Raw genomic sequence first — 11,930 nt, 5'->3', positions numbered from 1 at the left:
AATGAAGGCGTTTTTTTATGAGTATACTGACGTTATATTTTATTTATTTGGTCAGAATTAAGCGATTATTACGTGTTAGGCGTAGACGGTACTCTTCACCTTCATGTTCGATACGCACTTCTTTAGTGAGGGCAAACAGATGCTGTGACTGTAAAGTAGGTAAACGGTTTTCACGGCAATTCAAATAACGAGAGATGACCATGCTCATAGTAAATTCCTTTTGATAAAAAGTGGCTGGATAATGTAGTAGTAGCATAACTGCCTTTTAACGATAATAATTATCATTTACATTGGATGTTTTTGCAAGTGATTAATAAAATAAAATGCAGTCATTATGTAAACTTATCTAACTCCATCTTTATTAACAACTGAATTAACGACCAATAAAAAACTTTAATTTGTATAAATATTTATATTAATCAATGCATTAAGAAAAATTTAATAGGTCTTATTAGTATATAAAGTGATAAGGCAGAAAAATAATAAAACCAGCCATAAAGGACATTTTTATGCCGAGCACGTCAAATCATCCAACCGAAAATGAAAAAACTGCCATCGTAAACGTTGCCGTGGCAGTTATTCATCATAAAGAACAGTATTTGCTTGGATTTAGAAGCGCTGCCCAACATCAGGGTAATCGCTATGAATTCGTCGGCGGCAAGATAGATGCTGATGAAAGCGCAGAGCAGGCCATTATTCGAGAAGTCGCTGAAGAAACAGGGGTTGCCATTCATGACAACATCATCGTCAAACTTGGCCGTCTGCATCATGATTATGGCGATAAACAGGTTAGCTTACAGATTTACAAGATTGAGCTGACAGCAGCGCAGTACGAGCAGCACAAGCACTGTGAATATGGGTTAGAAGGTCAGGCGCTGACATGGGTTGATAAATCTGATTTATTAATAGGCAAATATCATTTGCCAGCGGCCAATAAAACAATTCTTGAGTGGCTAAGATTGCCCACGAAGATTGCAATTACCTATCCGATGTCACATTTTCACTTTCATTCTGACCCAGTGGCAGCATGGCTACAATATCATCAAGAAAAATTAGCAGCAGAAGCTTGGGTATATATTCGAGTAAAAGAAGCGGAATCTAACAATATAGCCACCCAATTGATGCGAGTGCGTCCAGATATTCATGCCATTGTGCCTTATGAGGCTGATAGCCAGTCCTTAGCCTCTGAACAATCGATAGTAGCCAAAGAAATAAGCGCTCATGATAAAGTCGTTGCGCATCACTTGACGCATGCCTCATTGATGTACTGGTTTAATAATGTTCAAGATGCTTCTGCACCTGACCAAGGATTAACGACCACTCATCCATTGATCGTCAGTTGTCATGATGCCGCCAGTATTGCTGCTGCCAATAAACTCGCCAGCGCTCGCATACAGCAGCAATTACCACCTTTGATTGGTGCTTTCTTATCGCCTGTATTAGCGACCCAAACGCACTCTGATACTGCACCACTTGGCTGGGAGGCATGGTCTGAATTGGCACAGCTGGCTGACATGCCTGTCATAGGTTTAGGTGGATTATCGCCAGCTATGATTGACGAAGTTTTAGAGCATGGTGGCGTCAGTCTTGCGGGTATTCGCCAGTTTCACTAGTACCCGTTTTTCTATCGATAAAAACCAAGCCAATAGCCTTTGATTCAAATAGGTAGACAACATGCTTTAGTGTTATCAAACCGCATCATTTATCAGGACAAACACCTGATTTTCAATGTATTTATTCAGTGAGTAACTATGTATTTATCCAGTGAGTAACTATGTGTTTATTGAACCACATATGCACATAGTTACTTACAAACCGTTGCGTTTCCCTACATTGCGACACTGTTTTAATATTCGATTTGCTTTTAATATATATTACTCAATTAGAGAGCTTTTACCCTATTGTTTATGAGTGAATTGCTTATAAAAATATTTCACTACCGTTCAAATATAATTTAATTTTGGTAGCGCCAGATCTTGTATCGTAGACATTTCTTGAAGTTATCGATGTAAAAAAATTAGATCAGATTGAGGGTATATAAGTTTTAACCGTCACTATTAATAATGGTACTTCTTATGAAAACCAATAAATTACCTAAATCAGCATGGTCTGATTCACAGGAATCTGGTTCTCAGTCTCAGCAGACTAGCCAGCAGAATAGCTATTATCTGGATGGCAATAATGGTCCAGAGACAAGCTGTGCCAGCAACGATTCAAGCTATAATCAGAGCGATAAAAATTCTAACGATTTAGCAAAAAATATCTCTTCGAATAACAGCTATTTTGGATATAAAAGCGCCACTAAAAACCTCAAGCAGGTAAGAGATTCCAACATGGTTGATATCGCTAATACAGAAAATGATGATTTGGGCAATATAAATTCAGGCAATGTAAGCAGTGAGAGTTTTGACATCTCTAATGGTTATAAGAAGCCACAAAAGCTGAATGAGAAAGAGCCACTGTTGGCAGATTTTTTAGAGAATGAGTTAGAGGGTTCAAATTTGAATACTTTGAATAATCAGTCTGAGCTAAATAGCGATCCATCTACTATTACCCCTTCATATACAGAAATACCGGAGCGTATATTTATGAATGGACTTATCAAGCACACCGCTATTGCTTTGGCAATTATTATACCGTTGGCGGCATTTTCAGCTTATGCTGCGACGCCAGAAATTAACACAGCCGCCAAAGCGGATATGGCTGCTCCTGCAACGATTGACAAAACGATGACCGAAACAATATCCATCAAGCCAAGTGCTATCATACATAAATCTGCCACTTCTCCGACTACTGTCGATAGTGTCGATCTTAAAAAGTATGCAGGAACGTGGTATGAGATAGGGCGCTTGCCCATGTATTTCCAACGCAATTGCGCTGGCGATGTTACCGCCAATTACACCGAAAAGACCGATGGTTCAGGTATCATTGTCACCAATAAATGTGTAGATGAAAAAGGCTCTAGTATCGTTGCTGAAGGTTTAGCCAAGCCTGCGGATGGCACTGGCAGTAAATTAAAAGTCACGTTTTTGCCATCTTGGATTCGTTGGTTGCCAGTAGGTCGTGCTGATTATTGGGTACTAGCACGTGATAATGACTATAAAACAGCTTTGGTAGGGACACCTGATAAGGATTATTTGTGGTTGCTGGCTCGTTCGCCAAATGTCAGTCAGGAAACTTACGCTAAGTATCGTCAGATTGCGCAGCAGCAAGGTTATGATTTGAAAGAGTTTAAATTAACGCCGCAAACCAATCAAACGGTTAGCTTAGAGCCATAATTACTTAGATGCTGAATTAAACCATAGATTGGTTTTATGAGGTTATATTTAATATTTTAGACTTGAGACAGCATAATTGGCTGTCTTTATTTTTATGATAACCAGTATATGTCAATAAAATGCCTTATAAGTTCTAGCATATCGGTTATCGCTGGCAAAATAAGGCGTTTTAGGCTAAAATCTATGCCATCTAAATACTCTGAGGTCAATAACTTACACCAATCGTGTTTGGTTGCCCAATATTAGAGTAATGGCTTATAAATATATATCAACCATCTAATCTATATTTTTCTATACTTTACTGATCATACATTACTGACCATAAGGATGTTTCTCGTGAGCAACGCTGATACCTTACGCCAATTACATCAAGACCACTTAAGCAACTATAACAATCAAGAGCAACAAGCCATTGAGCTGATGGGGCTATTGAATAAGCTCTATAATGAGCAAGACGTGCAAGTGACCTTGTTCGGTGACACGCTAAATACTACCTCAGTTGGTCAAATACTGGGATTGCATCAAAAAGTAGCTCTGCGTAACCAAGATGCTAAATCTATCGATATTTCTGATACGTTGGCGATGGTCAAAACATTGGCAGCTAACAGCAACCTTCACTCTGCACAGGTCGATGTTGGACAATTAATCGCCAATGATAGTGACTTACAAGCAGCACTTCAGGCTATTAATACTGCTGACAGTAATATAAATTCTGCCGCTGATGTTGTGCTATACGGTTTTGGTCGTATTGGGCGTATTTTAACGCGCCTACTATTGTCACAAGCGTCAAGCGCGAAAGGTTTACAGTTAAAAGCCATCGTTGTACGTCCTGCTGCTGCTGGTGATTTAGCGAAACGTGCCTCATTATTAGAGCGTGACTCAATTCATGGTAGCTTCGCTGGTGGTGTAGTGGTCGATGATGAAAATAATGGTTTGATCATCAACGGTCGCTTTGTACAAATTATCTATGCCAATGATCCAAGTGATATCGATTACACTACTTATGGAATCGACAATGCGTTAGTGATCGATAACACCGGTATTTGGAAAGATGAGGCAGGTCTTGGCAAGCATTTACAATCTACAGGCGTGAAAAAAGTACTATTGACTGCGCCTGCTGGTGGTGAGATTAAAAACGTTGTTTATAATGTAAATAACGACACTATTGGTGATGATACTATTGTAAGTGCGGCAAGCTGTACCACTAACGCTATTACCCCTACGTTAAAAGTACTGAATGATGAGTACGGTATCGAAAACGGTCATGTCGAAACCATTCATTCATTTACGAATGATCAAAACTTAATTGATAACTATCATAAAGCAGATCGCCGCGGTCGTAGTGCGGTACTCAATATGGTTATCACCAGTACTGGTGCCGCAAAAGCAGTTGGTAAAGCCTTACCAGAGCTGAGTGGAAAACTGACTGGCAACTCTATTCGTGTGCCGACCCCAAATGTTAGCCTAGCGATTTTGAACCTAAATCTTAAAACTGCGCCAGCAAGTGTGGATGCGTTAAACGAGTTTATGTACAAGATTTCTAATAGCAACGCTTGGCAGACACAGATTGCGTATACGGATTCTACGGAAGCTGTATCGACTGACTTCATTGGTGATACTCACGTAGGTATTGTTGATGCCCAAGCCACTATTTTGACTGATAATCACGCTATTGTTTATATTTGGTATGACAACGAAGTAGGCTATAGTACTCAAGTATTACGTTTAGCGACGCAAATGGCAGGCATCAGCTACACTCAGATTCCAGCATAAAACGTCTGTACCTATCAGTGATACGGTGAGAACAGTTATACCGCAGTCCATTGTATATTTGATAAGTCGGTATAATCTTAAATGCCCTACTTAAGCACCCGATAGTCCGATTGGTTATCGGGTGTTGTTGTCATAATAGACGCTGAGTACGAACACAAAATGTGCTGCAAGAATTTTATCCAAATAATATAGTTAAAACCTAAAATACAGTCGTTGGCTGTAACCAGTTTATAAACTGGATTGTAAATTAAGGAACGTAAGATGCGATTTATTGATGAAGCCGTCGTAACGGTAAAAGCAGGTGACGGTGGTAACGGAATCGCCAGTTTTCGCCGAGAAAAGTATGTCCCACGTGGTGGCCCTGATGGTGGCGATGGCGGTAAGGGCGGAGATGTTTATGTCATTGCAGAGGATAATACCAATACTCTAGTTGACTATCGTTATACTCGTCGTCACGACGCCATGCGAGCGGAGAATGGCCATAGCAGAAACTGTTCAGGCAAGGGTTCTGATGACCTTTTTCTACCAGTGCCTATTGGTACTACAGTCGTTGATACCGAAACAGATGAAGTGTTGGGTGATTTGATTGAAATTGGTCAGACTTTACTGATTGCCAAAGGCGGTGATGGTGGTTTGGGTAATACCCATTTCAAAAGCTCTACCAACCAAGCACCGCGCAAATCCACATCAGGTTTTGAAGGTGAGCTAAAAGTTCTTAAGTTCGAGCTAAAAGTAGTGGCTGATGTTGGTTTGATTGGTTTACCTAATGCAGGTAAATCTACTTTTATCCGCCAAGTCTCTGCTGCTAGACCAAAAGTTGCTGACTATCCATTTACCACGCTGGTTCCTAATTTGGGTGTCGTCGATATTGGTCGTCATCGCTCTTTTGTTATGGCTGATATTCCGGGTTTAATTGAAGGCGCATCAGAAGGTGCTGGACTTGGCATTCGTTTCTTAAAACATGTGGCTCGTACACGCCGTTTGCTACACGTGGTTGATATAAAGCCAATTGATGGCAGCGATCCGGTAGAAAATGCTCGTGTTATCTTAAATGAACTTGAGCGTTTTTCGCCTGAATTGTCTAATTTACCGCAGATTTTGGTATTAAACAAAATCGATCAGGTGCCTGAAGAAGAGTTAAATGAGCTCTGCACCCATATTGTCGCCGAGCTTGGTTGGACAGGAGATGTATTTCGCACGTCAACCCTAATGGGTGAAGGGACTGATGCTGTTAAATATCATTTAATGAATGAGATTGAACTTGAGCGTGAGCGCGAAATAGAAGAGCCTATCTTTGCCCAATCACAAAGAGAGCGTTTTGAGCGTCTAGAAATAGAAGTGCGACTCAACACTGAAGCACAGCGTGAAGCGTATCGCGCGGCTCGTAAAGCAGCACGTGAAGGGTTGGAGTTGAATGATGACGATGACGACTTTGATGATGAAGACGGTGTCGAAGTAGTTTACGTTCCGTAAGCTAACAAGCTTGAACTGATATACCTGAATTTTTTAAATCAATCCCCTAATCAATTCACAAGAGAAGCAGGAGTTTATATGGCAGATGGCATAGAAAACACGATCGAAGAAGCAAGATTTGTTAAGCAAAATCGCAACTTTGATATTCAGCGCGTTATTGTCAAGATTGGCTCATCGTTGTTAACCAATAACGGTCGAGGGCTGGATCGAACTGCCATATACGAGTGGGCTAAACAGATTGCCAAGCTGCATAAGCAAGGCGTTGAAGTACTGCTAGTATCGTCAGGTGCTGTTGCTGAAGGTGTCGTACGAATGAACCTTGAGGAACGTCCCAAAAAACTAGCAGCACTACAGGCTTGTGCTTCTATCGGACAAATGGGTTTGATCGAAACGTGGTGGTCAGCACTGATCCAACATGGTATCCAAAGCTCGCAGTTGCTACTAACTCATGATGATTTATCCAATCGTAGCCGTTACCTCAACACGACGGGTGCGCTGACACAACTATTAGAATGGCACGTACTACCCGTTATCAATGAGAACGACACCATTACCATTGATGAAATTAAATTTGGTGATAATGATACTTTAGGGGCAATGGCAGCGGCGATGGTCAATGCCGATTTGTATATTATCTTAACAGATCAAGAAGGCGTCTTCACTGATAACCCGCGAGACAATCCTAATGCCAAAATGATTCGCCAAGAGCGTGCCATGGCTGATTATTTGTTTGATATCGCAGGAGATGGCGGCAAGCTTGGACGCGGTGGTATGTTGACTAAAATTCGTGCTGGTCGCCTTGCTGCAATGGGTGGCTGTCCGACCGTCATCGTGAGCGGCGCTATCGATGATGTCATCACTCGCGTGGTTTCAGGTGAGGCGGTTGGTACGCTGTTGACAACCAATGATGAAGATAAAATCATCGCTCGTAAGCAATGGCTGGCGGCGCATTTACGCATGTCAGGCAGCTTGGTTGTCGATGCTGGGGCTGCAAAAGCATTAACTGAACACAATAGAAGTCTACTACCCGTTGGTGTGGTAGAAGTACATGGTGGATTTGATGAAGGTGATGTCGTAGAGATTATCCATCAAGATACAGGCGAGCGTATTGCAGTTGGACAAGTGAACTTCTCATCGCATGATGCGCGGCGAGTGGCTCGTGAGCGTACCGAAAAGTTTGACAAAATTTTTGGTAGTAGTGAAGAGCGCGTCGTCATGGTACACCGCGATAACTTGGCTTTAACCGTATAATATATAGTCGATACTGAATAAAATGGATACACGACACTATATTTTATGACTGGGACAAATTTTTCTTGCTTGCTGTGCCTGCACAGACAGAGGCGACAAAAAATTCATCCCATTATCTCATTTTAAGCCTCACAATCTAAATGATGACACGCCCTAGTAAGTTATAAGCGTTTATTATTCTTTTATTCAACTTATTTTATCCGGCACAGTGTTCATTAATAATAATGAATACGGTGTTGTTTTGGAGATTTGTACATGAGTGCTTCAGACAAGAATAACTCGATTCAGCAAGCATTTGCGCCTTTAAAAAACGATAGATTGCTGCGGGCATTACGCTTTGAGACGATAGATACCACGCCAGTCTGGATGATGCGTCAAGCGGGTCGTTATTTACCAGAATATAAAGCGACTCGTGCAGAAGCGGGCGACTTTATGAGCTTATGTAGAGATACAGATCGCGCGACTGAAGTGACGTTGCAGCCACTCCGCCGTTATGATTTGGATGCTGCCATTTTGTTTAGTGATATTTTGACCATTCCTGATGCAATGGGACTGGGCTTATATTTTGAGACTGGTGAAGGTCCTAAATTTAAATATCCTATTCGCCAGCAGGCAGATCTTGATAGATTGCCAGTGCTGGATGCTAATGACTCTCTAGATTATGTCATGCGTGCGGTGACGAGTATCCGTAAAGCCTTAAACGGTCAAGTGCCATTATTCGGTTTTTCTGGTAGCCCGTGGACGTTGGCTACTTATATGATTGAAGGTGGCAGCTCAAAAGATTATCGCTATACCAAAGGTTTCTTATATAGTAATCCTGAGTTTTTACATCAATTATTAGATAAACTAGCGACATCTGTGATTGATTATTTAGACGCGCAAGTAGTGGCTGGTGCTCAAATTTTACAAATATTTGATAGCTGGGGCGGGGCGCTGGGACATCGTCAGTTTATCGATTTTTCTCACGCTTATAATAAACGTATTGTCGCTGAGCTAAAAGTACGTCATCCGCAAATACCAGTGGTATTATTTACTAAGGGCGGCGGACTATGGCTCGATGTTCAAGCTGATAGCGAAGCGGATGTTTTAGGTCTAGACTGGACAATGCCGATTGATCGTGCACGTCAAGTATTGACTGAAAGCCAGCGCCAATTGACCAAACAGCATAAAAAACTGCAAAGTAGCAAAGCCATTCAAGGTAACTTGGATCCAGCAACATTGTACGGCTCACCTGAGACGATACGCAGTGAAGTCAATGCAATGCTTGATAGTGCTTATGCTAGTGGCGAAAAGACAGGTTACATCGCAAACTTGGGTCATGGTATCACTCAGTGGGTTAACCCTGATAATGCCAAAGTATTCATTGATGCGGTACATGAATATAAGCTTTAACAACGCTAATATTTAGATGTGTTCAATATTTGACAGTGGCATTAACAGCAATTGCTTTGGTAATCGTTATGCCTATTTTGAATGTATAGCATCCCTTAATATTTACTAGGTAAAAAAAGGATATCTTATGATTTCAGCAGCGATTGTTGGTGGTACAGGTTATACGGGGATTGAGTTGATTCGCTTATTGTCCGCGCATCCTAACGTATCTATTGATTTGCTAACCTCGCGTAGCGAAGCTGGCACACGAGCTGATGAGATATTCCCAAGCTTACGCGGTATATCGGATATCGTCTTTAGTGACCTAGGCGATGACACGCTTGCTACGCTACAAAAGTGCGATGTGGTATTTTTTGCGACGCCGCACGGTGTTGCAATGAAACAAGCTGAAGCGCTCACGGCAGCAGGCGTAAAAGTGATTGATTTGGCTGCCGACTTCCGTTTGCAGTCATTGCCTGAGTTTGAGCATTGGTATCAACAGTCGCATGCTTGTCCTGAACTGCTAAAAACAGCCGTTTATGGATTGCCTGAAGTCAATCGCGATAAACTCGCAAAGGCTTTAGTGGTTGGTAATCCAGGTTGTTATCCAACCACGGCCATTTTGGGTTTGAAACCAATCATTGAGGCACAAAATAAGCAAGCAGAGAGATTGGTTGAATCTCGTATTGTGATTGATGCAAAATCTGGTGTTTCAGGCGCTGGACGTCAAGCAAAGCTTGCGCTTAATTATGCTGAAACCACGGATAACTTTAAAGCGTATAGCGTTGAAGGGCATCGTCATTTGCCAGAGATTGAGCAAGGCGTTGCACAATTACTAGACAGTCAGTTTACCCATCGTATTCGTTTTTTACCGCATCTTGTACCGATGATACGTGGCATGCTTAGCTCTATCCATATGGAGCTTACCGATGCTGGGGCTGCTATTGACTGGCAGCAAGTATTTGAAAAATGTTATGAGTCAGAAGTATTTATTGATGTGATGCCACAAGGGGTTTATCCAGATACTCGTAGCGTGCGTGCCAGTAATCGTTTACGCATGGCTGTGCATCAAGACAATGAACGTGCTGAGCTAACCGTTATTGTCGTTCAGGATAATTTAGTTAAAGGCGCAGCAGGACAAGCGGTACAGAACATGAATGTTATGTTTGGCTTTGAGGAAACAATGGGACTTAATTTTGCGCCTATCGTTCCTTAATAATGTCTTTTGTATGATTAAGTTATCTATATTTATGGTGCTAGGTATTGATTATAAATTCCGCTATAATAGCTTGCCTTTACTGTTAAGAGATACCATCTAAATGCGTGTTAAGCTTATACTACGCTTTTTGTCACAGCCTGCACCTTCGTTGTGCAAAGATTCTTCTTTATATCATTTGGAGCGTGAACTACCTTCTGTTAAGAGTAGGGACTGCATAAATGCTATCGGTAATACACAGCAAGGCGCATCTACGCTGGTGTTGGCGTTATTTGTCATTGTCATACTGGTGACTGCCACGGTTGGTTTGTTATTCGGCCATAAACTCGGCTATCAGCAAGGTTTCTATTCTATGGAAACTGAGACCAAGCAAGCGATGATTGATAGTACCGAGGCCACCAAAGAGCTCAAAAACCTACGCCTCAGTAATAAAATAGCGACCAATCAAGCCGCTACTACCAAGCAAGAACTGGCGATAAGTTTGGCTAACATAAAAGAGCTTCGCGAAAATCAGCAAGCATTGACGGTCGAAAACAAACAAGTGGCACAGCTTAATGAAATCTATGCGGATGTTATTAGCGATAAAGGCGGTATGCCCTTACAAATACTTGGCGCTAAGATTGATCCATTGCCTGAAAACGCCTTTGAATATGGCTTCGATATCGGAATGCTGGCGAGTGATGGACAGGCCAAGCGTCTAAAGCCGACATTGACGTTGCTCAATGACAATGATCTTGTAGAATTGCCGCTTGATCCATCGACTTATACGATTGAAGGTATCGTTCGTATTCGTGGTCGCTTCACGATGCCAGCTGGCTTTAAGCCGTTACAAATAAAGCTTAGTTTACAAGCTGGTGGCCAAAAAGTAGAACAGCTTTATGATTGGAAGCTTGGAGCTCGATTGGATAGCATGCCATTATCGCTGTCCGACTTGCCAGAAGTGGACGATAGCCCGATTGAGCCTTAATCCAACTTCCTTCTTTTATACCTCTCTTACTTAACACTCACCTTATAATTATATTTTATTATGATAAAAAAAATGATACTACAAGACACGCCAAGCGTTTCTGACTGGCATTTTCCAAATCTGCCTGCTCATCGTGCGCAAGAAGGTGATACGGATGGTGAAACCTCACCGCAGGCAGATGTGTTGGTAGCAGAGCCAGAAGTGGCTAAGCCGCCAATGTATGCCGTCGTTATGTATAATGATAACTATACACCCATGGAATTTGTTGTCTATGTCTTACAGTCAGAATTCCGTCATAGTACGGACTCTGCCGTTGAGATTATGTTGACGATTCACAATAATAGCAAAGGCATCGCTGGCATTTATCCTAAAGATATTGCCGAGACCAAAGCCAAAAAAGTAAACAGTCTTGCGCATCGTGAAGGCTATCCGCTATTGACTCAAATAGAGCCGCATCAAGGCGAATAAAAATACTGTATGAATATTGATAATATTAATGTAGTGTTTTAACCTTCCTTTATTTTTTAAATTTCCCTCTTCAAACCATGCTAAATTACTGGCTATATTGCTGTTATAATCTTGATTTTTCCCAATATGGCCT

General features: G+C 41.6%; 10 protein-coding genes. 9 read left to right on the top strand and 1 reads right to left on the bottom strand.

Translation table 11 applies throughout. The annotated features are described in order from the left end of the window. Positions 1-43: 43 nt before the first annotated feature. Positions 44-202: a hemin uptake protein HemP gene (gene hemP, locus JMX48_RS03835; RefSeq protein WP_227672156.1), complete on the bottom strand. Its 159-nt coding sequence runs from the start codon at positions 200-202 to the stop codon at positions 44-46. 307 nt (positions 203-509) lie between these two features. On the opposite strand from hemP, the gene JMX48_RS03830 reads away from it, so the two are divergent. The 9 genes from JMX48_RS03830 to JMX48_RS03790 all read left to right on the top strand — a co-directional run bounded on the left by JMX48_RS03830 (position 510) and on the right by JMX48_RS03790 (position 11,797). Next, a complete protein-coding gene (locus tag JMX48_RS03830; RefSeq protein WP_201534502.1) occupies positions 510-1,613 on the top strand; it encodes an NUDIX domain-containing protein in 1,104 nt (367 codons plus the stop codon). A gap of 462 nt (positions 1,614-2,075) precedes the next feature. Further along, entirely contained in the window at positions 2,076-3,278 is a 1,203-nt protein-coding gene (locus JMX48_RS03825; protein ID WP_201534500.1) for a lipocalin family protein, read from the top strand. A 327-nt stretch (positions 3,279-3,605) separates the two neighbouring features. Then, the gene (locus JMX48_RS03820; protein WP_201534497.1) at positions 3,606-5,051 is read left to right on the top strand and encodes a glyceraldehyde-3-phosphate dehydrogenase; all 1,446 of its coding nucleotides are present in this window, start codon (positions 3,606-3,608) and stop codon (positions 5,049-5,051) included. A gap of 261 nt (positions 5,052-5,312) precedes the next feature. Next, on the top strand, positions 5,313-6,524 hold the full coding sequence (cgtA, locus tag JMX48_RS03815) for an Obg family GTPase CgtA (protein ID WP_201534494.1): 1,212 nt from the start codon (positions 5,313-5,315) through the stop codon (positions 6,522-6,524). Between the two features lie 78 nt (positions 6,525-6,602). Beyond that, complete coding sequence (gene proB, locus JMX48_RS03810) at positions 6,603-7,775, top strand: glutamate 5-kinase (protein ID WP_201534488.1); 1,173 nt, start codon at positions 6,603-6,605, stop codon at positions 7,773-7,775. 255 nt (positions 7,776-8,030) lie between these two features. Next, positions 8,031-9,167 carry a uroporphyrinogen decarboxylase gene (gene hemE, locus JMX48_RS03805; RefSeq protein WP_201534486.1) on the top strand — a complete coding sequence of 379 codons (1,137 nt, stop codon included), beginning with the start codon at positions 8,031-8,033 and terminating at the stop codon, positions 9,165-9,167. 127 nt (positions 9,168-9,294) lie between these two features. Then, positions 9,295-10,362 (top strand): N-acetyl-gamma-glutamyl-phosphate reductase, encoded by a 1,068-nt coding sequence (gene argC / locus JMX48_RS03800; protein WP_201534483.1) that lies wholly within the window; start codon positions 9,295-9,297, stop codon positions 10,360-10,362. Positions 10,363-10,465: 103 nt separating this feature from the next. Then, on the top strand, positions 10,466-11,329 hold the full coding sequence (locus tag JMX48_RS03795) for a hypothetical protein (protein WP_201534481.1): 864 nt from the start codon (positions 10,466-10,468) through the stop codon (positions 11,327-11,329). 72 nt (positions 11,330-11,401) lie between these two features. Continuing rightward, positions 11,402-11,797, top strand: coding sequence for an ATP-dependent Clp protease adaptor ClpS (locus JMX48_RS03790; RefSeq protein WP_201534478.1), 396 nt, complete (start codon positions 11,402-11,404; stop codon positions 11,795-11,797). Positions 11,798-11,930 lie beyond the last annotated feature (133 nt).

Source organism: Psychrobacter immobilis, from assembly GCF_904846225.1.
GTDB lineage: Bacteria > Pseudomonadota > Gammaproteobacteria > Pseudomonadales > Moraxellaceae > Psychrobacter > Psychrobacter immobilis_F.
This window is presented reverse-complemented; position numbering and strand designations above follow the sequence as displayed.

Coding starts and splice junctions, on each gene's coding strand:
- hemP (WP_227672156.1), bottom strand. CDS start 202: ATGGTCATCTCTCGTTATTTGAATTGCCGTGAAAACCGTTTACCTACT.
- JMX48_RS03830 (WP_201534502.1), top strand. CDS start 510: ATGCCGAGCACGTCAAATCATCCAACCGAAAATGAAAAAACTGCCATC.
- JMX48_RS03825 (WP_201534500.1), top strand. CDS start 2,076: ATGAAAACCAATAAATTACCTAAATCAGCATGGTCTGATTCACAGGAA.
- JMX48_RS03820 (WP_201534497.1), top strand. CDS start 3,606: ATGTTTCTCGTGAGCAACGCTGATACCTTACGCCAATTACATCAAGAC.
- cgtA (WP_201534494.1), top strand. CDS start 5,313: ATGCGATTTATTGATGAAGCCGTCGTAACGGTAAAAGCAGGTGACGGT.
- proB (WP_201534488.1), top strand. CDS start 6,603: ATGGCAGATGGCATAGAAAACACGATCGAAGAAGCAAGATTTGTTAAG.
- hemE (WP_201534486.1), top strand. CDS start 8,031: ATGAGTGCTTCAGACAAGAATAACTCGATTCAGCAAGCATTTGCGCCT.
- argC (WP_201534483.1), top strand. CDS start 9,295: ATGATTTCAGCAGCGATTGTTGGTGGTACAGGTTATACGGGGATTGAG.
- JMX48_RS03795 (WP_201534481.1), top strand. CDS start 10,466: ATGCGTGTTAAGCTTATACTACGCTTTTTGTCACAGCCTGCACCTTCG.
- JMX48_RS03790 (WP_201534478.1), top strand. CDS start 11,402: ATGATACTACAAGACACGCCAAGCGTTTCTGACTGGCATTTTCCAAAT.